This window comes from Nostoc sp. (assembly GCF_036919575.1).
Classification (GTDB): domain Bacteria; phylum Cyanobacteriota; class Cyanobacteriia; order Cyanobacteriales; family Nostocaceae; genus Nostoc.
On record NZ_JBALBY010000127.1, the window covers coordinates 82,947 to 109,865 of the forward strand.

Annotated in this window: 25 protein-coding genes and 2 pseudogenes; 19 read left to right on the forward strand and 8 right to left on the reverse strand. The window is 38.1% G+C overall.

What is annotated here, in order from left to right; all coding sequences use genetic code 11:
- Positions 1-241: 241 nt before the first annotated feature.
- Positions 242-892 (reverse strand): type II toxin-antitoxin system PemK/MazF family toxin, encoded by a 651-nt coding sequence (locus tag V7K27_RS34025; RefSeq protein WP_334953165.1) that lies wholly within the window; start codon positions 890-892, stop codon positions 242-244.
- A 1-nt stretch (position 893) separates the two neighbouring features.
- On the reverse strand, positions 894-1,373 hold the full coding sequence (locus tag V7K27_RS34030; protein WP_334953167.1) for a type II toxin-antitoxin system antitoxin SocA domain-containing protein: 480 nt from the start codon (positions 1,371-1,373) through the stop codon (positions 894-896).
- A 347-nt stretch (positions 1,374-1,720) separates the two neighbouring features.
- Between V7K27_RS34030 and V7K27_RS34035 the strand changes: the two genes are divergently transcribed.
- The gene (locus tag V7K27_RS34035; RefSeq protein WP_334953168.1) at positions 1,721-2,107 is read left to right on the forward strand and encodes a hypothetical protein; all 387 of its coding nucleotides are present in this window, start codon (positions 1,721-1,723) and stop codon (positions 2,105-2,107) included.
- Positions 2,108-2,109: 2 nt separating this feature from the next.
- On the opposite strand, the gene V7K27_RS34040 is transcribed toward V7K27_RS34035, so the two are convergent.
- Both V7K27_RS34040 and V7K27_RS34045 read right to left on the reverse strand, forming a co-directional pair.
- Positions 2,110-5,151 carry an Eco57I restriction-modification methylase domain-containing protein gene (locus tag V7K27_RS34040; RefSeq protein ID WP_334953169.1) on the reverse strand — a complete coding sequence of 1,014 codons (3,042 nt, stop codon included), beginning with the start codon at positions 5,149-5,151 and terminating at the stop codon, positions 2,110-2,112.
- Positions 5,152-5,229: 78 nt separating this feature from the next.
- Complete coding sequence (locus V7K27_RS34045) at positions 5,230-6,501, reverse strand: lipid-A-disaccharide synthase (protein ID WP_334953170.1); 1,272 nt, start codon at positions 6,499-6,501, stop codon at positions 5,230-5,232.
- A gap of 147 nt (positions 6,502-6,648) precedes the next feature.
- Between V7K27_RS34045 and V7K27_RS34050 the strand changes: the two genes are divergently transcribed.
- A complete protein-coding gene (locus tag V7K27_RS34050) occupies positions 6,649-7,491 on the forward strand; it encodes an Rpn family recombination-promoting nuclease/putative transposase (RefSeq protein ID WP_334953171.1) in 843 nt (280 codons plus the stop codon).
- Between the two features lie 222 nt (positions 7,492-7,713).
- Here the strand turns inward: V7K27_RS34050 and V7K27_RS34055 are convergent, their stop codons facing one another.
- On the reverse strand, positions 7,714-8,202 hold the full coding sequence (locus tag V7K27_RS34055; RefSeq protein ID WP_334953172.1) for a helix-turn-helix transcriptional regulator: 489 nt from the start codon (positions 8,200-8,202) through the stop codon (positions 7,714-7,716).
- 200 nt (positions 8,203-8,402) lie between these two features.
- On the opposite strand from V7K27_RS34055, the gene V7K27_RS34060 reads away from it, so the two are divergent.
- From V7K27_RS34060 to V7K27_RS34085, 6 genes are all read left to right on the forward strand, one after another.
- Positions 8,403-8,780: a hypothetical protein gene (locus V7K27_RS34060; RefSeq protein ID WP_334953173.1), complete on the forward strand. Its 378-nt coding sequence runs from the start codon at positions 8,403-8,405 to the stop codon at positions 8,778-8,780.
- A gap of 6 nt (positions 8,781-8,786) precedes the next feature.
- Positions 8,787-9,110, forward strand: a complete 324-nt coding sequence (locus V7K27_RS34065) for a hypothetical protein (protein ID WP_334953174.1) — start codon at positions 8,787-8,789, stop codon at positions 9,108-9,110.
- A 40-nt stretch (positions 9,111-9,150) separates the two neighbouring features.
- A complete protein-coding gene (locus V7K27_RS34070) occupies positions 9,151-10,251 on the forward strand; it encodes an ATP-binding protein (RefSeq protein ID WP_334953175.1) in 1,101 nt (366 codons plus the stop codon).
- A gap of 532 nt (positions 10,252-10,783) precedes the next feature.
- Positions 10,784-14,770, forward strand: coding sequence for a magnesium chelatase subunit H (locus V7K27_RS34075; RefSeq protein WP_334953176.1), 3,987 nt, complete (start codon positions 10,784-10,786; stop codon positions 14,768-14,770).
- Positions 14,771-14,884: 114 nt separating this feature from the next.
- On the forward strand, positions 14,885-15,304 hold the full coding sequence (locus tag V7K27_RS34080) for a XisH family protein (RefSeq protein ID WP_334953177.1): 420 nt from the start codon (positions 14,885-14,887) through the stop codon (positions 15,302-15,304).
- Entirely contained in the window at positions 15,292-15,627 is a 336-nt protein-coding gene (locus V7K27_RS34085; RefSeq protein ID WP_334953178.1) for a XisI protein, read from the forward strand. The genes V7K27_RS34080 and V7K27_RS34085 overlap by 13 nt, the downstream gene beginning before the upstream one ends.
- A gap of 44 nt (positions 15,628-15,671) precedes the next feature.
- On the opposite strand, the gene V7K27_RS34090 is transcribed toward V7K27_RS34085, so the two are convergent.
- Positions 15,672-17,453, reverse strand: a complete 1,782-nt coding sequence (locus tag V7K27_RS34090; protein WP_334953179.1) for a GIY-YIG nuclease family protein — start codon at positions 17,451-17,453, stop codon at positions 15,672-15,674.
- Between the two features lie 163 nt (positions 17,454-17,616).
- The gene (locus V7K27_RS34095; RefSeq protein ID WP_334953180.1) at positions 17,617-17,757 is read right to left on the reverse strand and encodes a hypothetical protein; all 141 of its coding nucleotides are present in this window, start codon (positions 17,755-17,757) and stop codon (positions 17,617-17,619) included.
- A 57-nt stretch (positions 17,758-17,814) separates the two neighbouring features.
- Here V7K27_RS34095 and V7K27_RS34100 point away from each other — a divergent pair, with 57 nt between their 5' ends.
- Positions 17,815-17,964 (forward strand): hypothetical protein, encoded by a 150-nt coding sequence (locus V7K27_RS34100; protein ID WP_334953181.1) that lies wholly within the window; start codon positions 17,815-17,817, stop codon positions 17,962-17,964.
- Positions 17,965-17,987: 23 nt separating this feature from the next.
- Here the strand turns inward: V7K27_RS34100 and V7K27_RS34105 are convergent, their stop codons facing one another.
- Entirely contained in the window at positions 17,988-18,383 is a 396-nt protein-coding gene (locus V7K27_RS34105; protein ID WP_334953182.1) for a hypothetical protein, read from the reverse strand.
- Positions 18,384-18,661: 278 nt separating this feature from the next.
- Between V7K27_RS34105 and V7K27_RS34110 the strand changes: the two genes are divergently transcribed.
- The 10 genes and pseudogenes from V7K27_RS34110 to V7K27_RS34155 all read left to right on the forward strand — a co-directional run bounded on the left by V7K27_RS34110 (position 18,662) and on the right by V7K27_RS34155 (position 26,883).
- Entirely contained in the window at positions 18,662-19,054 is a 393-nt protein-coding gene (locus V7K27_RS34110; RefSeq protein WP_334953183.1) for a XisH family protein, read from the forward strand.
- An 11-nt stretch (positions 19,055-19,065) separates the two neighbouring features.
- A complete protein-coding gene (locus V7K27_RS34115) occupies positions 19,066-19,407 on the forward strand; it encodes a XisI protein (RefSeq protein ID WP_334953184.1) in 342 nt (113 codons plus the stop codon).
- A 262-nt stretch (positions 19,408-19,669) separates the two neighbouring features.
- A pseudogene (locus V7K27_RS34120) lies at positions 19,670-19,900 on the forward strand (type II toxin-antitoxin system HicA family toxin).
- 29 nt (positions 19,901-19,929) lie between these two features.
- Positions 19,930-20,265: a type II toxin-antitoxin system HicB family antitoxin gene (locus tag V7K27_RS34125; RefSeq protein ID WP_199346326.1), complete on the forward strand. Its 336-nt coding sequence runs from the start codon at positions 19,930-19,932 to the stop codon at positions 20,263-20,265.
- A gap of 83 nt (positions 20,266-20,348) precedes the next feature.
- Positions 20,349-20,924 carry a Uma2 family endonuclease gene (locus V7K27_RS34130; protein WP_334953185.1) on the forward strand — a complete coding sequence of 192 codons (576 nt, stop codon included), beginning with the start codon at positions 20,349-20,351 and terminating at the stop codon, positions 20,922-20,924.
- A 272-nt stretch (positions 20,925-21,196) separates the two neighbouring features.
- A pseudogene (locus V7K27_RS34135) lies at positions 21,197-21,445 on the forward strand (zinc ribbon domain-containing protein); the annotation flags it as partial.
- Positions 21,446-22,110: 665 nt separating this feature from the next.
- The gene (locus V7K27_RS34140) at positions 22,111-22,677 is read left to right on the forward strand and encodes a DUF2808 domain-containing protein (protein ID WP_334953187.1); all 567 of its coding nucleotides are present in this window, start codon (positions 22,111-22,113) and stop codon (positions 22,675-22,677) included.
- A 943-nt stretch (positions 22,678-23,620) separates the two neighbouring features.
- The gene (locus tag V7K27_RS34145; RefSeq protein ID WP_334953188.1) at positions 23,621-23,887 is read left to right on the forward strand and encodes a hypothetical protein; all 267 of its coding nucleotides are present in this window, start codon (positions 23,621-23,623) and stop codon (positions 23,885-23,887) included.
- A gap of 292 nt (positions 23,888-24,179) precedes the next feature.
- Positions 24,180-25,247, forward strand: coding sequence for an NADPH dehydrogenase NamA (gene namA / locus V7K27_RS34150; protein ID WP_334953190.1), 1,068 nt, complete (start codon positions 24,180-24,182; stop codon positions 25,245-25,247).
- A 319-nt stretch (positions 25,248-25,566) separates the two neighbouring features.
- Positions 25,567-26,883 carry an MFS transporter gene (locus tag V7K27_RS34155; RefSeq protein ID WP_334953192.1) on the forward strand — a complete coding sequence of 439 codons (1,317 nt, stop codon included), beginning with the start codon at positions 25,567-25,569 and terminating at the stop codon, positions 26,881-26,883.
- Positions 26,884-26,919: the final 36 nt, after the last annotated feature.

Here is a 26,919-nt window from a genome sequence, read left to right on the forward strand (position 1 = left end):
TCAGAACTCAGGAGTCAGAATTCAGTATGAATTCTGTACGAGTGGGTGATGAATATTGGTTAAAAGCCAATACGGTTCAGTTAAGGCTAGCACTCTTTGTCAAAGTCATTTTTTTTAACGAACCACAGAGGCGCAGAGGACACAGAGAGAGAAGAAAGAGAAGGAAAAAATTGCTTAACTGAACTGTATTGGGTTAAAAGCGAGTGGAATGGTGGGCGAAAAAAATTAAAATATTCTCATTTTAAAACTCTATCCCTTTATGGGTAGAGTATTCTGAATTCTGTATTCTGTATTCTGACTCCTGTTTTATTAATTCTTCTATGACTAAACTTTTGGTTTCTTCAGGTAGATAATCAAAGACTTTTTTTAAAAATTCTGGAGACGCATTTTGAGCAAACCAGTCATCACTAGGATTTTCTTGAATATTCAAAAAATACTTTAACCGTTCTTCTATAGCGTCTTTATCTGGTTTATCTAATTGTCCAATTCTATCTAACCAATTTGCTGATGAGTCTTTGAAGCAATTAGCATCAACAGTACAGATTTGATGAACTAAAGCGTAGGAATTTTTATCAAGACCATTTCTAGTTGTAGAGTTAATTGGATATGTGGTTGGTAAACCCTTAAATGTTGTTTGTGAAGTCAGAGGAATAACGGAAAAGGTTGCTATGTATCCAGATTCATCTTGAAATTGATCGCTTGTCCAAATGATGTAAGGATGTGTTCCTCTGAAAACCCTGCTTGAATTAATATTCTCAGTGCAAGTTTGACATTCTACTTCCCCTGGCTCATCTAAATTATAAATATGGACATGACCAAGTTTGCAACGAAGAGATACCCTATAGGGATTTATGGAATAGATCCAACCTTGTCTAGGTCTTTGTCCAACCACTTCACAATCCTAATTCACTAACTAATTTTTCTCTTTCTGCTTGTAAATTAAGTTTAACTTTTTCTTCTGGTCGATGGGTATTTTTTGCTTCCAGCATTGGAGCAGTGCTATATACATACTCTAGTAACTGATTCAGTTTATCTGCGCCAGCCCACTCTCTCCGAATATTATCCAGCACGAACTTAAGACTTAGAGGTATTTGCAAATCATCTACCTGAGCAGCTTCATTGACAGGTTTAATGTATGTTACATTTTCCTGAGATTCTTGAATAATCTCTTTCCCATTCATTTGATTTAAAGCAGAATCTATACCCTCATTCCAAGGGCCAAATTGATAATAATACCAATCTAGATGAGTCAGCTGCTTTCCTGTCCACTTAACAGAGTAAAGATCAGCTAAATACAAAAACTTGATCAGCTGTGTTTTTGTAATATACCCTTTTGTCGCGTAGACAAAATATTTTATGAGTTTATCCAACATCACCTTTCTCTCTGCTAACTGCCACAAAATAGTCTAATTAATTAACAAACATAAATGTATATAAAGATTCATATAGCGTTTCCTAATCACATGAAGTACATCATAGTCCCCTCTCGAAGAGCGGGGTGGGGTTCCTCAGGCTGACCGCGAACTAATTGCAGGTGTAAAATTAGACGATGAATCATTAATCAAATCAGATTCCTATATGTTAGTATCCTAGCTTAAAGGAGCAGGAGAGTTGCCAAGTAGTTGAAATATTGTTAGCATCTATGGTTAAAATTGCACAAAAGGTTTATTTAGCATCTACTGACAGCTAAAGTTGACCCTTTGCAGGACTCTCATAAACGATGCTGACTGAAATTTTCCCTTTCCGCTTTGAGTTAGACACGATCGCTATCGCCGGAGCGAGTTTGTGGTCATTGGCGCTATATCTAGGTTTATCAAGAGTCAATGAATGGGTAATCGAGCAACTCAATCGCTGGTTTAACTTTGCGGAGCGATCGCTTTACACCAGCCAGTCAGAATTTGAAAAGACTCGTAAAGCCAGAGAATCCCAAAACGCTTTCTACGCTTCTCTGTTCAGCATCGCGCCTTTTTTGGTAGTTGGTGCTTTATTGAACTGGGGTCTAGAAATTAGTTTAGGTGAGAGTTGGGGAATTAGTACAGGTATATTAGCTTGTATCTCCGCCGGCATTTATGAACTTGGGCGAAGAGATGGAGAATCTTCTGATTAAATTCATGCACCTTCAACAATAGCTATTTCCTCATCAGTTAATCCATAGAGTTCATACACTAATTGATTTATTTGTCTATCTGTGGCATTAATTTGTTGTTGAATTCTTTTTTTGGCTGGCGGTGTTTGTGCTTCATTTAGTTGTTTATGGAGTACAAGCATTTGTTCAACAAGTTGAATTATGTGATTATGAATGTTTTTTTCTTGAGAATTGGAAAAATCAATCAATCGAATTGGTAATTGTTCAATAAACTGAGTAAAATAACGAAAAAAGCCTCCTCGCATTGTGGTACTAATATTCTTCAGATAAAAATCTAAAACTTTACTATTGAGTAATCCTAAAATATATTTAATTGATTCTTGAACATTATTCTTAAGTATAATTCCATAACCACTGGTAAATGCATAATTTCCTTTTTCATCCCAAGCAAAAGAAGCTCGATTTGCAATATCAGGGACTAATATTTTTGATTTTTTCATCAATTCTATATTTTTAGGATAAATATAAGCATACCAATCTGAACCTAGCATTTTTCCTTTTTCTCTATTTTCTAAAAATTCTTTATTTTGGATTAGATAATCAAAAGTTTGGGGATAGTTATTACGCAATTTATCTTCCTTAATAAGATGAACATTTCCATTTTTTAGTTCATAAGGAATAATTAATAACTTACTTGAATATAAAAGTTGATACGGCTTTATTTCCTTACCCTGTAAAAACAGAGAAGTTAAATTAGATTCAATTGTAACTATTTTATTTAAAGCTTTAGAATATACCTGGAGCAAATTATCTTCTTGAGAAATAAAATCTACAACATATATTTCATTACCACTTGTTCTAATACCTTGAGAGATATTAGTTTTTAGCTGACTTAAACTGATAAATTTATCATTATTGAATTTTTCAAATAAAATAGAATTTTTACTTTTACCAAAATCCCAACTTTGACTTGTAACAGATTCATCAGTTAGCAGCATTTCTTCTGCATTACCATCAATAACCCATTTTAACAAATCCTTAATTTCAATAAAACTTACCTCTGATTGTTTTGTTTTAGACAAGAAGCACAAACAAGTATAAGTTGAAACCTTTGGAAAAACTTGTTGATCTCCAAAATGAACAATCTTTTTAAGATATTTACCTTCAGAGATTAACCTTCTTAAAGATTCTCCATATTGAGCATTAAAGAACTTATGGGGTAAAATAAAACCTAAATGACCGTCTTTTTTTAATAAATCCAATCCCTTTTCTACAAAAACAACATAAATATCATAATTTCCCTGACTAGCAGAAACATATTGTTTCTTATAAAACTCAACTTCCAGAGAAGCCCATTCTTTTAAAGCTTGAATTCTAATATAAGGAGGATTCCCAATAACCACATCAAATCCCCCTCGTTTCATAATTCCTGAGAAAGCTGATTTCCAGTCAAAAATATTAACTCGATAAGCTATATCTTCATCTAGTAAACTAAGTTGATTTTTTTGATAAAATTCTCCATCTATCAAAGAATTACCACACTGAATATTATTATCTAAATCGGGTAAAGCTCTTTCCTTAAATAAAGTTAACTGTTTCGTAATTGCTTCTCCTGACTCACCCTCTAAAACCTTTAACAACAAAGATAATTTAGAGGTTTCTACCGCTTGCTGATCAATATCCACTCCATAGATATGAGTTAATAAAATGCGCTTTCTTTCAGTTGAAGTTAAACGGAAGTTACCACCCGTAGTTTGATATACTTTATTTTGATCTTTTTTCTTGGGATTTTGAAGATACTGTTCTAAATACCAATCTAATAAAAATTGATAAGCCACAATTAAAAAAGAACCTGAACCACAAGCCGGATCAAGAATTGTGATTTCTTTTATCTTTTCTGGTTTTTTACCCTCTAAAAGTTTACCAATAGTTTGTTTAACAATATAATCAACAATATAACTAGGAGTGTAATAAACACCTCCTGCTTTTCTCACTTCTGGTTTAGCTTCGACAGATGCTTGACGACTTGCTGATAAAGTAATTATTTTACCCAAAAACTGCTCATAAACCTGTCCCAAAATTTCCACCGGAATAACTGAAAACTCATAAGGACTTTCAGGAAGATAGAGTTTTCTGATAATTTGTTTTAAAGTGGTATCATCAATTTTAATATTGAGGCTAAAATCATCTGGCTCATCCCGTCCTTTCTCAGTTTGAAAATGAAACAAGCCAGAATTATAACGATAATCTGCATTCCTAAATAAACGCCCTAATTCTTCATAAATATTTTCTAATCTTAATAAATTAAACAACTGTTCATAAATTTCAATTCCCCGATCTTCGCAGATACGTAAAAAGACAATTCTGTTAATTGTCATTTGCACTGCAAAATTTAACTCCCGTTGGTTAATTTCCAGGTTGCGCCAAGCAATATTAGCAGCTAAATTTTCTCGCCAATTTTCAATTTCCTGTAAAAAAGCTTTATCAACAGTAATCCCTGATTTAACTTTAGTTTCAGCAAATTTTTCTAAGGAACCATTTAACACAGCTTCCTTAGAAAAAACATTATAAATTTCTTCCCATTTTTCCAAATATTCTGTATAGTTAAAATGCTTAATTCTAGCAGTCGATGCTGAATCATTTTTATTCGGCATGATTCGACAATCATAAACGGAAAATTCTTCAAAATCAGTTAGAATGCTCAGGGGTAATTTGGCTGACCATCCATAACGCCTAAGTTGAAAAGCAGCACTAATATTTGTTCCTACATTCACAGCAGGTTTTTTCGCTTCGACAAAAAACTTTCTAGCTCCACCAACACGAAAACTATAATCAGGGGCTTTAGCTTTTTTGGCATCACTAATTTTTAAACTATCTTCGTGAACAACATCTTTATAAATATCAGAAGATTGTTGTTCATTTCTAATATCCCATCCTAACGCTGCAAAAAATGGATCGAGAAATTCAATTCTAGTTTGTGTTTCATTTAAACTACCAGCCCGATATAAATCTATTGAGGAGTGAAAATGATCAATGAGTTTAATAATACTAGATGGTGCGGTCATAATTAATCCTTAAAATGGTTGAATTAAGCGATGAATCGCTCACTACAAACCAATTTTATTTTTCCTTAATTCTCATCTTCAAAATTTATCAATTTCTTCCCTCACCAAAGTTGCTAATTTTTGGGCTGCACCGCTTTCGCCGCGAATATTGCGGAGTTTAGCGCGGATATCAGCCAATTTTTCTGGATGGGCTAATAAGTCTAAAACCATTTCTCCAACTTCTTGTGGCTGGAGTTTGCCTACAAGTTCTGGCACAATCTCTTCCTGTGCCCAGATATTCGGCCATGCTAATAAACCTTTACGTCTGAGGAATACCCAGTTAATCACCTTGGCAAATGTGGAACCCACCCCTGGCAAATTCGCCAATAAACCTGGTAAACCATCCCAAGAACGCATCGCGTCTAGTTGTTGCGTCGGTAACACAACAATCATCGGTATGCCTAAAGCACCGAGTTCAGCAGTGTTTGCCCCTACTGTCGTTATGCAGATACAACACTGTGATAATAAGTCATAAGCAGGGTTTTCTTGGAATAACTCTACAGTTAAGCCTTTCTGTGTTTTTAGTGATGCCTTGCTTTTACCGTCCTCTGGAATAATTAAGGAAGCACCGCTAAAACCAAAAATTTCCACAAAAGGGTTTTTTTGGGAATCGCCAAAACTAGCTAAGGTTTGTAAATCCAGGGTTGGAGCGACAGGAATCACAAATTTAGTTTGGGGTTTCTTGGTGTGGATGTATTCGGCGATCGCTAACATTAAAGGTATCCCTTGGGTTAATTTTGCCGCTTTTGAACCCGGTAAGATACCAATCAAGTCAGTTATTTGTCCTTTATCATTTGTCATTTGTCCTTTGTCAGAGGAATTACTACTAGCTTCTAACATCAAATCTCCCACAACAGTGAATTTGTGGGCATATTTTGGCGAAACACGGGCAGCAACTTGAGCTTTCATCACGCCAAAGCGATCAATCCAGTTATGCCAACGGGCTGACCATTCAGCGTAAATTACTGTGCGATATCCGAGCTTTTTACCTATGACTACAGGGAAAATTTGATCGCCACCGAGAAAAACGACTACACCGCGACTTCTCCAGTCCCAATTCTCAAATGTTTTCCCCGAAAGCAAAAATTGCCAAAAATGCTCTGCTCCCTGAACTCTATCTACTTCTGGGTAAGAAAGAGCGATCGCTGCTTCTTTACCAGTAGCATTTGGGCAAGGTGATAATACCACAGAAATCCTTACTACAGAAGGGTCATCCCCTAGTTGTTGCCGCAACGCCTTTACTACTGGACGCACCCAGGTTGTTACTTCTCCAGGGCCATTGGAGAGAATTAGAATATCTACTTGAGTCATTAGTTAATGGTCAGGAGTTAGGGGGGCGATCGCCACAATGACACAATTACGATGGTTACAGTGCGCCGCAATTGTAATTCTAGCGGTTTTGTGTTTACAGTGAGCGATCGGACTCTGGTCTGTTATTAAACTGATATAATTTGCTCTATGTTTGATAATGTCTGCAAGTTTCTCGCAGAGTCATTTTCCAGCGACTTTGCAACTTGGCTACTCGGTGAACCAATAACTCTCACCGAACTGAGCCCTTCTGAATTATCCCTCGAACCCATCCGCGCCGATGCACTAATTTTGTTGCAGTCGGATGAAATTATCCTCCATCTCGAATTCCAAACCGCACCTAAAGCCGATATTCCCTTTCGGATGAATGATTATCGCTTACGGGCATATCGAAAATTTCCCCATAAGCGAATGCGTCAGGTGGTAATTTATCTAAAACCAACTGATTCTGAGTTAGTTTATCAAACAGAATTTGTTCTAGAAAACAGCCTGCACAGATTTGAAGTCATCCGACTTTGGGAACAGCCAACCGAAGTATTTTTCAATTCTCCGGGTTTGCTACCGTTTGCAGCTTTAAGTCAAACCAACGATCAAACGCGAACTTTAGAAGAAGTTGCTCAAGTTATTGAAGCACTCAACGACACCCGAATCCGCAGTAATATTGCTGCATCAACAGCAGTATTAGCTGGGCTAGTATTAAATAAAGACGTGATTAAAAGAATATTGCGGAGTGATATTATGCGCGAATCTGTAATTTATCAAGATATTCTGCAACAAGGGCTTGCACAAGGATTAGAACAAGGTATTGAACAAGGGCTTGAACAAGGGCTTGAACAGGGTTTAGAACAAGGTTCAGAACAAAAAGCTGAGGAAATTGCAACAAATATGCTCAATGAAGGAATTGCGATCGCATTAATTATCCGCGTTACTGGTTTAACTGTCGAGCAAGTTCAACGATTACAGGCTCAAAGGAACGATAATCAAGCTGAGTGACATAAAGGGCGGGGAACCCCACCCCTACAAATGCATCTGTCGCATTCTTTTTTCAAATTGGTATAATAATCTCCAACCTCTATTATGTAGAAATCGAATACTCTAGGGAACGTGGATTATCGATTCTTTTGGAAGCGTCTAATATTTCTAGCCCGATAATATTTCCATATTTTTATTCTGTTTGCTCATCAAGCATGGTCTGATTTAGGCAGAAAATAAATACTAATTATTTTTATAATTATCTAAATTATTTAATTCATCTTCCAAAGAATCTGGATTTTCCGAAGTAGGAATGCAAACTTTAATACCAATAACTAATTGATTCTTGTCAATATTTATATTAGTTACATTCACAATTGTTTTATCAGGCGATAAATCTAAACCTGGAACCTTTATCGACTGATTTTTATACCCTGCATCATCAAGCCATTCAGAAATATTTCGCCAATTTTCTAACTTTTCATCAGACTTATCCAGCAGACTTTTTACATACCTATATACAGTTGCACAGAGATCAGTTTCTACACCCTTACCATTTTTACCAAGTTTCTCAGCGATTTCAGCCGGACTGAAGCCACAAAGCAAACCTCGTAAGTGTCGCTTTTCCACTGGTGTCAAACGCTTACCTTTGACTGATGACAAATCGGAGTAAAGGGTTTCCAAGTCCCAGCTATTCGCTGCTTGCGTAAAGGGTTCATTGCTGGATGCCATAATCAAATTTTGAATATTGCCTTACATTTCCTGATGTAATCTTACCATTATCCCTGATGGTAGCTAGTGGATAATTAGCTTTTAGTTAAACCATACTGATGTAAGAGCAATAAAAAATACACGTCGCTCAGTAATTAATTAATCAAGTTAAACCTGACGGATCATTAAATTTTGCATGAGAACATGAGAGGAATTAACTGATGTTACCGGATTGGTTATCTAAAGAGTTACCTAAACAGAAAAGCGTTGATGATTTTGTTCCATCCATAATCTTTAATTTCAATAAATGGTTACAAGACTTGTGTAAGGTGCGGGAAGTCGTGTCTGTCATGACCTATGAAAATGCAGTCAAGTATTTTGTGACAGAGCGACCATCCGACCCAGAAGTTAAAAGGGGAGCAATTCTAAAACAACATCACCAACAAGGTTATTATTTAGCTCAAGTTTTTCTTGATAGTTATAATAATGTTCTTTGTGAAGCTAATGGAAAACCCTATGGTCGTCAATTAGTTGCTAGAGAACTTGATGAAGAATTGCGAGATATTTTTGGTAATAAAGATTTAATTATTGTGGAGTAAAAAAGTATGTTTGACCCAATTTCACTTTTGATTGGTGGTGTAATATGTGCAATGGCGGTTTGTGAAATTGTTGAAATTGTCTATTATGCTTACCTTACCTGGAGGAGAATTGTTGATTGGTTTCAATACTATAAATCTCTTGCTATTCAACCTAATAATGTAGCTGCAACTATCAAAACTAAACTAGATAGTGGAGAAAATGCTGTTATTCAGGGTGTTTTTGATAGGAAAACTGGTGATGCTGTAGAAATACGTACTGTTAAGTATGATAAACTCGATTCAGATATTAGGGATGCTCACCGAGGAAGTGAAGTTGTTATTTGGCAATAGAATCAGACACAAGGTTTTAAAAAAAATTGGTATTTGTCAAATGAAAGTATCTCCAAATTTCGTAGTCCAGGGTATCCCCAGTAATGTCCCTAAAGATATTGCTACTGTTTGTCATACTCGACTTTTAACTGCTGTAAATAAATTAGTTGATGAAACAAGTTTAGAGAAAATCAATATCATTATTACGACGGCTTCGGAAGCAAGAAATATAGGTGAAGAAAATTCTACTAAAAAAACCGAAGCTAATAATCAAAAGTCAAATAATAATGATTTGTCAGTTGAAGAACGTGCTGGTAAATATAAAGCCGTACAACCACTATTTGATTTTGAACAGTTAGTCATCACCGAAGAAGTGAAAGATGACCTTTTGCTAGCAGTTGACTTAATTGAGTTAGAGGCTAAGGTTTTTGATGATTGGGGTTTGAGACAAATAGAACCTTTTCCCCGGACTGCATTAAATTTTTACGGTTCACCAGGCACTGGAAAAACTTTATCTGCACATGCAATAGCTTCTAAAATAAAACGACCAATTTTAGCTGCTAGCTATGCTCAAATTGAGAGTATGTATCACGGTGAAGGACCGAAGAATCTGGAGGCAATTTTTCTCGCAGCAGAACGAGATAATGCTTTGCTATTTATTGATGAAGCTGATTCTTTACTTTCCAAGCGACTTACAAATGTAACGCAAGGTTCAGAACAAGCTATCAACTCAATGCGTAGTCAATTATTAATTTGTCTGGAACGATTTAGTGGAGTTGTAATTTTTTGTACGAATCTAGTTGAAAACTATGATAAAGCGTTTGAAACACGGGTGCGTCATGTACATTTTTTAATGCCAGATTTTGCGTGTAGAATAGAAATTTGGAAAAGGCATTTTCCCGCAAAAATGCCACTAGCAGCAGATGTTTGTCCTGAAAGACTCGCTCAAGTTGAAGATGTTTGCGGAAGAGACATCAAAAATGCCGTTATCGATGCTGCAATGAGAGTAGCAAGAAAAGGCAAGCTTTCTGTTGATCTAAGTGATTTACTTAACTCAATTAATAGAATTAAATCAGCGAGAATTAATATTTTGCAATCAGATGATTTATCTCCACAGACAAGAGAAAAAATTAGCCAGCAGTTAAAAGAAGCTCTATCTTAAAAAAAGTTAGAAAGTAAGTAATCTTTTAGCTCATTCTCCTCAAAAAAATCGGGTTCTACTTTTTAGTGTTGAGATTCTCTAAATTTAATCTCAAATAAATCCGGTTTCTCTAGCCAATGCTTTGTGCTGTGCGTAGCTTGCTTCCTCGGAGGATTACGCCAAAGTTCCCTTACCCTAGAAGATTAAGGCTAGACTCACAAAAGCTGCGATCGCACTGTAAAAAATACTTAATCAACCCGCTTATGCGGGTTTTGTTTTGTAAATATATCTTTAAATAACTATTTAACTATTAAATACAATGTTACAGGAAATTTACAAACAAGTGAGCAAATACTTTTATACACAGTAAATAATTACAAAGAAATATTTCGTTTTTTATATCAATTTGTGTCAAATAGAGGATAAAATGCCCAGTGGGTAAGCGTTTTCTGATAGAAAACACATATTGCCGAAAAATAACGAAGTCAACTGTGGCTGATGATGCCGCGAAGAACTTCCAGTAGAGAACACGCATCAAAGGAGCCGAAGAAGCATGTTCACACACGTCAAGTCCACCATTAGACACATTGCGCCAGATAACTTACGCGGACGTAATTTAATCAAGGTGGTCTATGTCGTGCTAGAGTCCCAGTACCAAAGTGCTTTGTCGCAAGCGGTTCGCACGATTAACGCGAACAATCCCGACTTGGCGATTGAAATCAGTGGGTACTTGATTGAGGAACTCCGCGACCCAGAGAACTACAAGGAGTTCAAACGAGAAATTGAGAGTGCGAATATCTTCATCGCTTCCCTCATTTTCATCGAAGACTTAGCACAGAAAGTAGTAGCAGCAGTAGAACCACACCGCGATCGCCTGGATGTTTCTGTTGTCTTTCCTTCGATGCCAGAAGTCATGCGCCTGAGTAAAATGGGCAGCTTTTCTCTGGCACAGTTGGGTCAGTCAAAAAGTGCGATCGCGCAATTCATGCGGAAACGCAAAGAAAAATCCGGCGCGGGTTTCCAAGATGGGATGCTGAAGCTTTTGCGAACACTGCCGCAAGTGCTGAAGTTTCTACCAATGGATAAGGCACAGGATGCCCGAAATTTCATGCTCAGTTTTCAGTATTGGCTAGGTGGTTCTCCAGAAAATCTGGAAAACTTCTTGCTAATGCTAGCTGATAAATACGTATTTAAAGGTTTAGAGAAACAAAATTTTGCACCTTCTACATATCAACAGCCAGTGGTTTATCCCGATTTAGGGATTTGGCATCCTTTGGCTCCCAGTATGTTTGAGGATGTCAGAGAGTACCTAAATTGGTATACAGCTCGTAAGGATATCTCTAACGATCTCAAAGATCCCCTAGCTCCTTGTGTCGGGTTAGTATTGCAACGCACTCACCTAGTTACAGGGGATGATGCCCATTATGTCGCAATGGTGCAGGAGTTGGAAGCATTAGGCGCACGGGTACTACCAGTTTTTGCTGGTGGTTTGGATTTCTCCAAACCTGTGGATGCCTACTTCTACGAACCGATTACCAACATACAGTTAGTAGATGCAGTGATCTCGCTGACTGGTTTTGCTTTAGTGGGTGGCCCAGCTAGACAAGATCATCCCAAAGCAATTGAGTCACTCAAACGCTTAAACCGTCCTTATATGGTGGCGTTACCCTTAGTATTCCAAACCACAGAAGAGTGGATGGATAGCGATTTAGGGTTACATCCGATACAGGTAGCTTTGCAAATTGCGATTCCCGAATTGGATGGGGCAATTGAGCCGATTGTATTATCAGGTAGAGATGGGACTACAGGGAAAGCGATCGCACTGCGCGATCGGGTTGAAGCTGTAGCCGAACGCGCCTTAAAATGGGCTAACCTCCGCCGCAAGCCGAAGCTGGATAAAAAAGTCGCCATCACCGTTTTCAGTTTCCCGCCAGATAAAGGCAACGTCGGAACCGCCGCCTACTTAGATGTATTCGGTTCCATCTACGAGGTAATGAAAGCCCTCAAAAATAATGGCTACGACTTACCAGAATTGCCAGAATCCGCCGAAGCGCTGCTGCAAGAAGTCATCCACGACGCCCAAGCGCAGTACAACAGCCCGGAACTCAACGTTGCTTACAAAATGTCCGTTCCTGAGTATGAGGCGCTAACCCCATACTCTCAACGCCTAGAAGAAAACTGGGGTCCACCTCCTGGACATCTAAACAGCGATGGGCAAAATCTGCTGATTTATGGTAAGCAATTCGGTAACGTCTTCATCGGTGTACAACCGACATTTGGTTACGAAGGCGATCCGATGCGGTTGTTATTTTCCCGTTCTGCTAGTCCACATCACGGTTTTGCTGCCTACTACACTTACCTAGAGCAAGTTTGGAAAGCTGATGCTGTACTGCACTTTGGTACACACGGTTCCTTGGAATTTATGCCAGGTAAACAAATGGGGATGTCTGGTGACTGTTATCCAGATAACTTAATTGGTTCAATTCCTAACCTGTATTACTACGCAGCCAATAATCCTAGTGAGGCGACAATTGCCAAACGTCGGAGTTATGCCGAAACAATTTCCTACTTGACACCGCCGGCAGAAAATGCTGGTTTATATAAAGGTTTGAAGGAACTGAGCGAGTTAATTGCTTCCTACCAAACCTTGAAAGATAGTGGACGCGGTGTTTCCATTGTTAACAGCATCATGGATAAATGCCGGATCGTGAATCTGGATAAGGATATTAACCTGCCAGAAACCGATGCCAAAGAGATGAGTGCTGGCGATCGCGATAATATTGTTGGCAACGTCTACCGCAAGTTGATGGAAATTGAGTCGCGGTTATTGCCTTGTGGTTTGCACGTCATTGGTAAACCTCCAAGTGCAGAAGAAGCGATCGCAACTCTGGTTAATATTGCTAGTCTAGATCGTCAGGAAGAAGGACTTCAAGGCTTACCGGGAATTATCGCTAACAGCATTGGGCGTAACATTGATGATATTTACCAAAATAGCGATCGGGGCATTTTAGAAGATGTCCAGTTATTGCAAGATATCACCTTAGCAACCCGTGCAGCAGTTACCGCCCTTGTCCAAGAGCAAATCGACGCGGAAGGGCGAGTTTCTCTGGTTTCTCGGTTGAATTTCTTCAACATGGGCAAAAAAGAACCTTGGGTAGAATCATTGCATAAAGCAGGTTATCCCAAAGTTGACACAGCCATACTCAAACCCCTATTTGAGTATTTGGAATTCTGCCTCCAGCAAGTTTGTGCCGATAACGAACTAGGGGCATTACTCAGAGGCTTGGAAGGTGAATACATCCTACCTGGCCCTGGTGGCGATCCCATCCGCAACCCGGATGTATTGCCCACAGGTAAGAATATCCATGCACTCGATCCGCAATCCATCCCCACAACAGCAGCAGTACAATCAGCCAAAATCGTTGTAGATAGGCTTTTGGCACGTAACAAAGCCGAAAACGATGGAAAATGGCCAGAAACCATTGCCTGCGTCCTCTGGGGAACCGATAACATCAAAACTTACGGTGAATCCCTAGCGCAAATTATGTGGATGGTGGGCGTGCGTCCAGTTCCCGATGCCTTGGGACGGGTGAACAAGTTGGAATTGATATCTCTAGAAGAGTTGGGACGCCCCAGAATTGATGTGGTAATCAACTGTTCTGGTGTATTCCGGGATTTGTTCATCAACCAAATGAACCTGTTAGACCAAGGTGTGAAGATGGCTGCTGAGGCAGATGAACCCTTAGAAATGAACTTTGTTCGCAAACACGCTTTGCAGCAAGCTGAAGAAATGGGGATTAATCTGCGTCAAGCAGCGACGCGCGTTTTCTCCAATGCTTCTGGTTCCTATTCGTCAAATATCAACTTGGCGGTAGAAAACAGCACTTGGGACAGCGAAGCCGAGTTGCAGGAAATGTATCTCAACCGGAAATCCTTCTCCTTTAATTCCGATAACCCCGGAATCATGGACGAATCCCGGCAGATTTTTGAAAGTACATTGAAAACTGCTGATGCAACTTTCCAAAATCTCGATTCTTCCGAGATTAGCTTAACGGACGTTTCTCATTACTTTGACTCTGATCCTACTAAGCTTGTGGCAAGTCTGCGGGGTGATGGTAAAAAGCCAGCATCTTATATTGCAGATACAACCACAGCTAACGCACAGGTGCGGACATTATCAGAAACCGTGCGTTTGGATGCGCGTACCAAATTGTTAAATCCCAAATGGTACGAGGGGATGTTATCTCACGGTTACGAAGGTGTGCGCGAACTCTCCAAGCGATTGGTAAATACAACGGGTTGGAGTGCGACAGCCGGCGCTGTGGATAACTGGATTTATGAGGATACTAACGAAACCTTCATCAAAGATGAAGAAATGCAGAAGCGGTTGCTGAACCTTAATCCCCATTCTTTCCGCAAGATTGTATCAACTTTGTTGGAAGTGAATGGACGCGGTTATTGGGAGACTAGCGACGAGAATTTAGATCGTCTGCGCGAGTTGTACCAAGAGGTTGAAGACCGGATTGAAGGGATAGAATAATCCCTAATCATAAATGTAGGGACGTTTTATAGAACGTCTCTACATAAAAAACGGTTTTGACAAATTGTATGGAATGCGGGTAAATGAAAATCAAATATATAATTATAGATATGTATGTCTGCTAAAGATGTCTTTCATGAAGTTGTCAAAACAGCTTTAAACAAAGATGGTTGGCAAATTACTCACGATCCACTCACAATGAGCGTGGGAGGAGTTAACCTTTCGATTGATTTAGCCGCCCAAAAGCTGATTGCAGCAGAACGTGAAGGACAAAAAATTGCAGTCGAAGTCAAAAGTTTTTTAGAGAGGTCGTCTGCTATTTCAGAATTTCATACAGCATTAGGACAGTTTATTAATTATAGAGGTGCATTACGACGGCGGCAACCGGAGCGTGTTTTGTATTTAGCAGTACCTTTAACAACTTACAAAACATTTTTTAAACTTGATTTTCCTAAAGAGATGATAGCAGAAAATCAAGTGAAAATGCTTATTTATGATGTAGAACAAGAGGTGATTTTCCAATGGATAAATTAACTCGATATCGCCAGCTTGTACAACAGATATTACATGATTATAGTGAGCAAAAACCAGCTAACGGGAATATAGAAGTTGAAACAATTTTTGATACAGAACGTGACCATTATCAAATAGTTAATGTAGGGTGGGAAGGTCAAGACTGGGTACATAGTTGTATTATTCATATTGATATTAAAGGTGGGAAAATTTGGCTTCAGTGGAATGGTACAGAAGATGATATTGCAGCTAATTTGGTAGCTGCGGGAGTTCCCAAGGAAGACATAGTGTTAGGTTTTCAGTCTCCTTTTATGAGACAGTTTACAGAATATGCAGTGAGTTAGGAGAGATTTTGAGAATCTGCTAGAATAAAACATAAAAACACTAATTAAATGTTGTCCAAATCAGTTGTCGAGTCCGTTGTATGTGATTCTGCAACAAATTGGTCTGATGTATTTGAATTTAGCAACAAAAGTGCTTTTAAACTATCTATTTGGATTGATTTGTTTTGATTCGTTTTTAATCTTCTTTGATTTACTAAATTCTGCTGCTGAAATTCATAGTCTTCATAAATATCAATCCATTCTTGCGGAAAAACTAAAGTACGCCAGTTAATATTAGCCGATGTAGACAATCTTCTTTCTATATTTGCAATATGATAAGATTGCTCATCTTGATGTCTTCCTATAATATATTTTCTCAAAATTTTTAATCTTTCATTATGAGGGTAATGACAATAATACTTTTGTATGTTATTTATCTGAGACAAGGCAGATAAAAGAAGTTGTGTATTGAATATTCTTCCATTCCAACCATGATTTAATAGATATAGATATATATTAGGAATTTGATAATCTACATTTTTTAAAGCTTTTTGTGCTTCTTCCTTAGTTTCGTATGCTTCTAGATATAAAATTGATTTATCAAAGGTATTATTATTTTTGCAATCTATAATTATTACAGGTGTTATAATAACCCCAGATATAACTTTTTGATTCTTATTATTTAATTCGGCAGAATACTGAACTAAATACTTTACTTCGTTTTTTCTAAGTTTTTTGACTGTGCTAATATCAGATGTTATTTCAGAGTTATCAGATTTTTTTCGACTTGAACGATTTCTGATTTGCTCTCTTATTTTAACCAGATCAAATATTTCAGCTAACACATCATAATTAATATTATTTCCTATTTCATCCCATAAGTGTAAATATTTAGATGTATTGCTTAAAAAATCTTTAAGCGTTATTTTTGTACCAGTCCAACCTAAATTAATGAGATGACGATAAGCAAAATCCATTCTTGCTACTGTTCCCGCACATTCGACTCCTAAAAATGTTTGTCTACCACGCGAACAATCATTATTTGTCAATAACCCTCCTCCTGATTTACTCCATGCTTGTTGTTCTACTTTTTCAGCATCTTCTCTAGCTTTGAATGGTAAAGTATATAAAATCCACATCTGTCCTTTTACTGCTTCTTCACGGGTTGACTTGACTTCACCACGATAATGTTGTTGCATTCTTTGGGTTAAATTTGATGTCATTCCCCAATAAATTGCATCTAATTTTTCTAAATATAAACAGTAGATAAAATCAACCGTGCTTACTCTCTTAATTAGTTGTAATTGCTTAAAATATTCACTAAAATCAAGAGAAGATTTAACTTTTATATTTCTAGATAATGGATAATAAGCATCTAGGGAATTTAAGTCAATATCATCTATGCTATCTTCACTAATACTTGTAGTAATATTAGTCTTCTGCTCAGGCTGCAAACTTTCTAGTATGCTAGTTTGTTGATTTAATAAAAGACGTAAACTCTTAGCTTCCTCTTTACCCTTTTCTGTATTTGTTACTACTTCAAAAGTAACGCGCATTCCTTCTGGTAAAGAAACAGGGTAAAAATTATTTGTTGATGATAAGTATTCCCACTCTATCGCTTTTGGATCTTTGTTAATACTCCATTCAGACAGATTAGGTTTTAATTTCTCAGATTCAATAATACTTTCTTCTAACCCTAATCTTTCAGCGAGTTCAGCAATTGTATAACAAGCGTTATCTTTGTGGATATAAACTTCATTACCGTCTTCACGCTTGATAAAACCAAAATTAGTTATCGGATTTCTTCGTTTCTTACCAAAAAACTTAATTACACCTGTTTCTCTCATACAATATATTATTCAAAAATAAACTTTGTGATAATTATCCCAAATCATTATCTATAATTATTTATTGTCCTGATTGTATTTTGCACAATCTAATAATATATTTGTTAACCGTATAATTACGTAAAATCATAAAAAATCGTTAATGAAATTGCCTAGAATGCGATCACTGTTTGGGAGTGTGGGGTGTAATTGTTCTTGGGAAGATTTTGGGAATGCGATCGCACACTCTTTCATAACAGGCGATCGCATTATTTTTGAGGTTTTCTGCAAAGCGTAGGCGTAGCCCGTCGTAGACATCGCTCACTCTTGGACAACAGGCGATCGCTTAGTTTTTGAGGTTTTGTGCAAGGCGATACCTACGGTGAGCTACGCTAACGCACACGCTTCCACAACAGGCGATCGCTTAGTTTTTGAGGTTTTCTGTAAGGCGATACCTACGGTGAGCTACGCTAACGCTCACTCTTGGACAACAGGCGATCGCTTTATTTTTGAGGTTTTCTGCAAAGCGTAGGCGTAGCCCGTCGTAGACATCGCTCACTCTTGCACAACAAGCGATCGCTTTATTTTTGAGGTTTTCTGCAAGGCGATCGCATTTGCTATTTCAGCGACAGCATTTGCTATTTCGGCGACTACATTTGCTATTTCGGTGACAGCATTTGCTATTTCAGCGACAGCATTTGCTATTTCAGCGACAGCATTTGCTATTTCAGCGACAGCATTTGCTATTTCGGCGACTACATTTGCTATTTCAGCGACAGCATTTGCTATTTCGGCGACTACATTTGCTATTTCAGCGACAGCATTTGCTATTTCGGTGACAGCATTTGCTATTTCAGCGACAGCATTTGCTATTTCAGCGACAGCATTTGCTATTTCGGTGACAGCATTTGCTATTTCGGCGATCGCTGTTACATAAATGATTAGGTTCATCCTGAAACAACAGACAAATACAGGTGGATGGATTAGTAAAAATACAGAGAAACTCTCAATATTAACTCTTAATTAAATCTACAAAACTACTCATCTCACGTAGAAAGGCATTCCGCGTCTTATTTTTGAGGTTTTCTGTAAGGCGTGACCGAACAGCCCATCGTAGACATCGCTCTTTGGGAGTGTAATTTTGAGGGGATGGGATATTGAAGTTCTTGGTTAGTTAGTATAATTATAATAACTAAACTTAATATCTAGCCGATATTACTACGAAGGAAATGCCAGCAAAAGACATTTACCATGATGCTGTTAAAAATGCCTTAATTAAAGATGGCTGGATAATTATAGCTGATCCTTATTTTTTGCAGTATGAAGACGCAGAACTTTATGCTGATTTATTTGTAGAAAAAGCCTTATTAGCAGAACAAGAAGGACGGAAAATAGTTGTAGAAATCAAGAGTTTTATCAGTCCTTCTCCCATGAGAGATTTTGAAAATGCTCTAGGTCAATATATTCTATACCGCGATATTTTACAACTAGCCAGTAAAAACTATAAAATTTATCTAGCAATCAGAGATACAGTATTTGATACTTTCTTTCAAAGAAAATCTATTCAAGCAGTGGTTAAACTTCAGCAAATTGAATTTATTATTTTTAATAATGAAAGGTAGGAAATTACTTTATGGATCAATTAATAGCATATCGAGAGTTAATTAAGCAGGTGCTAACTGAATATGATAATTTATCTCGTCAATCACCTGATAAAAATGCTGAAAATTGCTTAGTGTTTGATGAAAATCACGATCATTATCTCTGGTTAACTGTAGATTGGCAAGGTAGCAAAAGACTTAAATATACTCATGTTCATATTCGGATTAAGAATGAAAAAATTTTCATAGAAGAAGACTGGACAGAAGAGGGAATAGCGACTGAATTAATGAATTTAGGTGTAAATAGCAGCGATATTGTGTTAGCTTTTCAGCCCCCAGATGTGAGAAAATTTACAGAATTTGCAACAGCTTAGTAAATTATTATTCTACCGAGGCGATACCTACGGTGAGCTACGCTAACGCTTTATTTTTGAGGTTTTCTGCAAAGCGATACCTACGGTGAGCGTCTCGTAGAGAAGCTCCGCGAACGCTAACGCACTTTGGGAAATTTTGAAGGTGTAGTGTACCCCAGCTACGCCTACGCTTCTATATTTTCCACGATATCATAATATGATATCATTAAATCTGTGGCTATATTCAACTTAACTGTAATATGGCTGGAATTGTATTGATTAAATGGATCTCAATAACAAACAACGTCAGATTTTAGAGTTAATTTTTACAAATCCTGTACCATCTAATATTCTTTGGAAAGATATTGAAAGTTGATTGATAGCTTTAGGTGCTGATATTACTCAAGGTAGAGGTTCGCGGGTTCGTGTGAAATTAAATGATGTGAAAGCTGTTTTTCACGAACCGCATCCTCAAAATGAGACAGATAAAGGAGCAGTCAAATCTGTTAAATAATTTTTAATTAAGGCAGGAATTGAAATATGATGACTTATAAAGGATACACAGCTAGTATAGAAGTAGATGTAGAAGCGGGAATACTTTTTGGTCAAGTCCTAGATATTAATGACGTGATTACCTTTAAGGCAAAAACTGTAGACGAAGCGCGTCAAGAATTTCAGATTTCTGTTGATGATTATCTTGCTTTCTGTGAAGAACTAGGAGAGGAGCCTGATAAACCATTCTCTGGGAAACTTCCATTCCGCACAACTCCAGAACACCACCGCAAAATATTTATTGCTGCTAAAAAGGCTGGCAAAAGCATAAATGCTTGGATGGATGAAATATTAACTGGTGCTGCGGATAAAGTAATCAATACTTAGAGTCAATCATTCTAAATGTGTTTTTCGCTAAAGTGCATTCGCCTTTGGCATTTTTATGGGAATATTCAAGTTGAAATTTTTCTATGGATGCGTTAACTATCAACTTTGCTCCTGTTCTTCAAATAACAGATGAGCAATTCTTCCAGTTATGTCAGATAAATGAATTAATCAGATTTGAGCGTAATGCTGATGGCACATTGCTACTAATGCCTCTAGTCGGAGGTTTAACTAGCAACCGCAATGCTAATTTAACTGCTAAACTTGGAGTGTGGAATCGTGATGAGTCACTAGGTATAGCTTTTGGTTCTTCGGTTGGGTTTATTTTACCAAATGGGGCAGTTCGTTCGCCTGACGCATCTTGGTTAAGACGTGACAGATGGGATTCTCTCACACAAGAGCAAAAAGAGGGATTTCCGCCTGTATGTCCTGATTTTGTAGTGGAATTGCGTTCTGATACTGATTGTTTAAGAAGGCTACAAAATAAAATGCAAGAGTACCGAGACAACGGTGCTAGATTAGGTTGGTTAATTGATTTAGAAAATCGGCAAGTAGAAATTTATCGCTCTGGTAGAGATATTGAACTACTGCAATCTCCTGCTAGTTTATCAGGAGAAGATATACTACCTGGATTTGTGCTTAATTTTGAAGATATCTGGTGAATTGATTAAAACACGAAGTGCGATGTCTACGACGGGCTATTCGGCGTCGCACACTGTTCCATAACAGGCGATGCCTGCGGCGGGCTGCGCCAACGCTCTTTTGTTAACTATTATTTATCTTTAGGGGAAAATCTCAAAGCTATCGCAGTCCTGAGGTCGATATAATCTAAAATCTCGTTGTCTAAGCTGTTACGTATATAACTTGCACTATCAGGGCGGGCAAGATGCCCACCCTACAATACATATAAAAAAATATTAGTGCAAATTAAACTCCAGCTTGGACTAGTCAAACTTGCCATCAATGCCTACATATTGGACTGCGTTCTGATAAACGTTTCAAATGCACTAATGAAGCATGTTATTGGAGTGGAGATGCCGACTACAACGCTAGCAAGAATATATCTGCTATTGGGGTTGTTTTTGTAAACCAGCCTAGAGGCTCGAACTGTTTATGCTGTGAACTCAGCGTAGATAGTTCAGGGCTACTAAAAGCCTGCATCGACCGCGAAGCGGCGATGTAGGTAGTTTACTCTTAGTGTCTCCCGCGACCCCCTCACCACTCTGCGTCTACGCTCTGTTGGGGAATTAAAACAATTCGCAATTCGCAATAGAGCCTCCGGCACGCTACGCGGTTTTCATGCCCAAAGGGCTGTACGCAATTACGTTTTGTGACGGGGATTTAACTTAGGCTTCAATTCACGCTGCTTGTAGAAACAGGGGACTTAAACCCCCAAAGTTGGTTAAATCATCATAAATCAGTGTATTTCCCTCTCTCACTATAATTCTCTAATTATAAATTCAGTAACATTATTGATATGTAATTCAATTGATAAATTTACTGCCGTGTAAAATTATCGATTTTTCAGATAATTTACTATTTTAAACTACGGCAAACTTATCAATATACGGGTGTTTAGGTGTAGTCAAAGTCCGGTAAAATCATCGGCTTTTGAGGGAATTTATTAATAAAAATTGCGGCAAAATTATTAGTTAAATTAATTTTTTTTATTCCTATACAACTTGAAATCGCGTGCTAGAATTACAGCAAAACTGCCTTATAAATAGTCGGTAAAGTTGATTATAGTTGCTGTGGTAATTGATTTTATCAGGCTTAAGTATGGGGATTTGAAACAAGACTTAATAATTTAAGTCCCAGAGAAAAATCATTGGGGTAAAACTATAAATTATGAAGGACGTTACTAGTTTTTTTAGTACTCTATTTGTTGTTAGCGCTGGACTATATTTACTACCTCATTCGGTAGCCGATGCAGTTACCTTAAGCAATGGCACAATCGCCTTTCTCAAACCACCACGTTTAGTTAGTGCCAGCACTCCATACAGCAATACAAGTGTTCCGAATGCGAGGTACTATTTCACTCTGGAAGTGCCAGCGACGGCTGGGGAACCGTTGCAACAGGTTACTTTTAACCAGATTGAGGGGACTGAAGATATTGAATTCAATGAGAAAGATACTTTTGCTTTTGAAGGCACACGCAATCACCAAGGTTCAAAATTGGCACTCAAAGCGGTAAAAGGCCACGACAAACAACAGACTTTCACAGTAACCTTTGACACTCCTATACAGCCAGGTAAGACGGTTACTATTGGTCTGCAAACTTACTACAATCCTTTTAAAGATGGCGTCTATTTATTTGGCGTTAAGGCTTTTCCCTCTGGTGAGAAAACTGCTGGCCAATTTATCGGCATTGGACGCTTGCAATTTTTTGACGGAAACACGAGTGAAGACAATTAATTTCATCTATTCGACGCAGAATCTGTTATTTTATAGCGTTCCCTAATCTACTGAGGTACAGCTTAACCTCACCCCCAACCCTCCCCGAACTCACGGAGAGGGGTTGGGGGTGAGGTTTTGATTAGTAATATCAATAAATTTTAATAACCTCTTGTTTTTTAGCACAATCTATGTAACTCTCATAAGTATATATTACGGTAACTCGATTGAGTTACCGTATAATTAGTAGCAAATTAGGTGGGTTAGCCAATAAACTCAAAATTTAATGCCAAGCAAACTTTTAGCGTTTATTACAAGGGTTCTTGAAGGAATGGCACTAAGAAAAGCCCAAAGGCTTGTGTAATCTCGTTCCCAGTCTCAAGACTGGGAATGTATTCCGAGAGGCTCTGCCTCTGGTCAAGAAACAGGAGGCGGAGCCTCCCAGAGTGGTTTCCCAGCCTGGAGGCTCTTAACCAGTCTTTATCCAGAAAAACCCTTCACCGAGGAAGGATTGAAACTTTTGGACTCGACGAAACAGTTTCTCGCCGATCAAAAGTTGTTGAAGTCTGACTTTTACTGCAAACATAAACACTTCAAACTAAAAATTAGGTGATGCTCCTTGTTAGTCACTATATATACTAAAACCAAATATTTAATAGTCATTCAAATCGGGGTGATAGGAATCATATCTAAAGATATTTTGAAGTTTTTAAATGCCAAGCGAGCATCTCAATCAGGCTTAGAAGTAAAAGTTGTTACTTTTAACATTGAGCTTTCATGAATAATGCTATAAAGGAACTCAAAATCAATTTAGTACGATTAAACCTAGTTTCCTTAAGGACACTCTTATTAACAATCAGTATCAGGGGCGAATAGTACCTGTATTTTCAAGACGGCGGAATAATGAAGGATGAGAATTTTGCTACTTCATCTTTCAGAAATTAGGATTTACTAAACTGAAACTGTGACATTACTGGAGAAGAAAGCAATGTTTTTCGGACAAAATGAAAAAGAATTATTTTGTGGAGAATTTTGGTCAATTTGGCAAAACAATAAATTACCAGATCATCTACAGTTATTAGTGGATCAAGAACTAGGAAAACGCGATATCTGGGAACTTCAGACCCAAGAGCCTGATAATCAGCCTATTCATCCAAGTCTTAATGAGGATTCTAGTCATTCAACGAAAATCGGCTATTCCTCCCATCCCTTCAAGGGGTGGGAGGAATAGCCGCCCGCCGATTTAGTCATTAGTCATTAGTCATTGGTCATTGGTACTAATGACTAATGACTAATGACTAATGACTTCGATTTGCCCCCGGCTTGAAGCCGGGGGATGAGTTAACAAGTATTTAACAACGGAGGTAGGTTGTGGCAGTGAAACGGCGTTTGTACCTTGGGATTCTTTTTGTTGGCTGTGGCGTTTATCGCTCATTTAAGTGTACGTAAGAAAAAATTTACAGCCGTTTAATGCAAATTCGTCCACAATTTCTTTTACCTAGCAAGCGAAGGAATCAATATTAATGGCACATCTGTTTGAACCATTCAAGATTCGTGAAGTTACCTTTCGCAACCGCATCGCCGTTTCACCCATGTGTCAATATTCCAGTACAAATGGATATGCTAATGATTGGCACGTTATTCATCTGGCTTCTCGCGCAGTTGGCGGTGCAGGTATAGTGCTAACAGAAGCAGCAGCTGTAGAGTCGCGTGGGCGCATTAGCCCCCAAGATTTAGGAATCTGGTCAGATGCACACATAGAAACTTTGGCCAAAACTGTGGCATTGATTCATAACTTTGGCGCTGTTGCAGGTATTCAACTTGCTCATGCAGGTAGAAAGGCCAGCACTGCCAAACCGAGTAAGGGAGGAAAAGTGCTGGATGAATCTCAGGAAGGTTGGCGTCCCTTGGTTTCGAGTAGTGCGATCGCTTTCAGCAAAGATAGCCCAATTCCAGAAGCTCTCAGTCTTGAGGGAATTCAACAAGTTATTAACGCCTTTGTCGAAGCTGCTAAACGTTCTCTGCAAGCTGGCTTTAAGGTAGTGGAAATTCATGCTGCCCACGGTTATCTACTGCACCAGTTTCTCTCACCCCTTTCTAACCAACGGCAAGATGATTATGGTGGCAGCTTTGAAAACCGGACTCGTCTGCTTAGAGAAGTTGTTCAAGCAGTCCGAGAAGTTTGGCCCCAGACAAATCCCCTCTGGGTGCGTATTTCTGCCACCGATTGGGTAGATAAGGGTTGGGACATTGAGCAAAGTATCGCTTTAAGTGACAAACTCAAGTCTCTAGGGGTTGATCTCATCGATACTTCATCGGGAGGTATTATACCTGGCATCAATATACCAATTAAACCTGGTTATCAGACTCAGTTTGCCGAACGCATCCGCCGCGAAGCCAATATTCATACAGGAGCGGTGGGCTTAATTACATCTCCTGAACAAGCTGACGAGATTATTCGCACAGAAGTAGCTGATATAGTGCTGTTGGGACGTGAACTACTCCGCAATCCTTACTGGCCGCATCTGGCAGCTAAACAACTGGGACACGATAAACTCTGGCCTGTTCAATACGACCGAGCTTGGCTGTGATCTCACCTGTGTTTAATTGAGCATCAACCACTTCAAACCCTTGCTGCTTGGCGGTAGGGGTTGTGGGTTGATTTGCAAGAATTGTGGGTATTCGACCAGACATGGTATGATACGTAGTCTAATGATACTGCTGCTATTTTTTTGTTCTAATAGTAAGCATACAAACTTTCTGTCTGACTAACATTAAGCTTTGCTAATACTGTTTTCATCAAAAAAATTAGTAGCTCTAGCCCTTGAAATTGAGCGATAAATCACTCACTACGAACCACTAGTTCATATTTTCAAGTGAAGTCTATTTTGACAAAACAGGGAAACGCTCATGCTACCAAGTAATAGAGAAAACTTCCAAAAAGACAAACTAAAGTTTGTTTCTTTTGAACTTCCGTCTGCGCTTAAATCCGTGAATTTCTCTTGTTTCGTTATCGGAGAAAGCTTATCTTTTTTTGGGTCTTGGATGACTCAAATTGCTTTAGTATGGTTAGTTTATCAATTAACTAATTCGGCTGTATTAGTTGGTGTGGCTGGATTTACAAATCAAGCTACGGGTTTGATTATTACACCTTTGGTAGGAGTCTTGCTAGATCGCTGGAATTTACGATATGTCCTATTAACTACTCAGCTAGTATCTATTGTGCTATCTTCTACCCTAACTTTTCTAACTCTTAGTGGTAACATCAATGTTGTATGGATTATTGCCATTGGCACGCTTCAGGGAACGGTAAAAGCTTTCGATTTACCAGCCCGTCAGGTAATTATTCCTAGACTTTTGGATAAGAAATCAGATACTTATAGTGCGATGGCTTCCCATTCATTTTTGATTAATACAGCGAAGTTTGTTAGTCCGATGATTGCGGGTTTACTGATTGCTCGATCTGGTGCAGCTTCCTGTTTTTTAGTAGATAGTATTAGTTATCTACCATTTGTATCTGCAATCTTAACTGTCAAAATCAACCCAGTTATAAATATTTTATCTACTCAAAAATCAGAAATTTGGAAAAACCTTAAAGAAGGGTTTGTTTACGCATACGAATTTTTGCCAATTAAATATTTATTATTCTTGCAAATCGTTATCTGTTTTATGGGAATGACTCACGTCAATTTAGTCCCCATTTTTGCCCAAGAGGTTTTGAAAGGTAACGCTGAAACTATGGGTTTTTTGATGACAGCTTCGGCTCTTGGTTCTATAGTTTCAGGCATTTATCTGATCTCTAGAAAAAATGTTATAGGATTGGGAAAGATTATAGCAAGTTCTGCCGCAATTCTAGGTTTAGGTTTAATAGTTTTTTCTCGCTCAACCAATTTAGAGATTTGTCTAGTATTCATGTTTATCATCGGCATGAATAATAGTCTAACTTTGGCTTCAATTAATAACTTTATGCAATCAATTCTTCTTGAGGAAGATAAAAGAGGTAGAGTAACTAGTATATTTACAACTGGTTTCTTAGGAATCCTGCCTTTTGGCAATTTATTTTTTGGAGCATTAGCAGGTAATCTGGGTGTTACTAATGCTTTATTATTTGGCGGTATTTGTTGCATTTTAGGAGCATATTTCTTTAGTAGACAACTGCCCCAAATAAGAAAGATAGTACATCCAATTTATGCAGAGTTGGGCTTACTTCCACAGTCAACTGTTTAACCGAGTACCGCGGGTTTAAGTCCCCCGGTTCAAAAT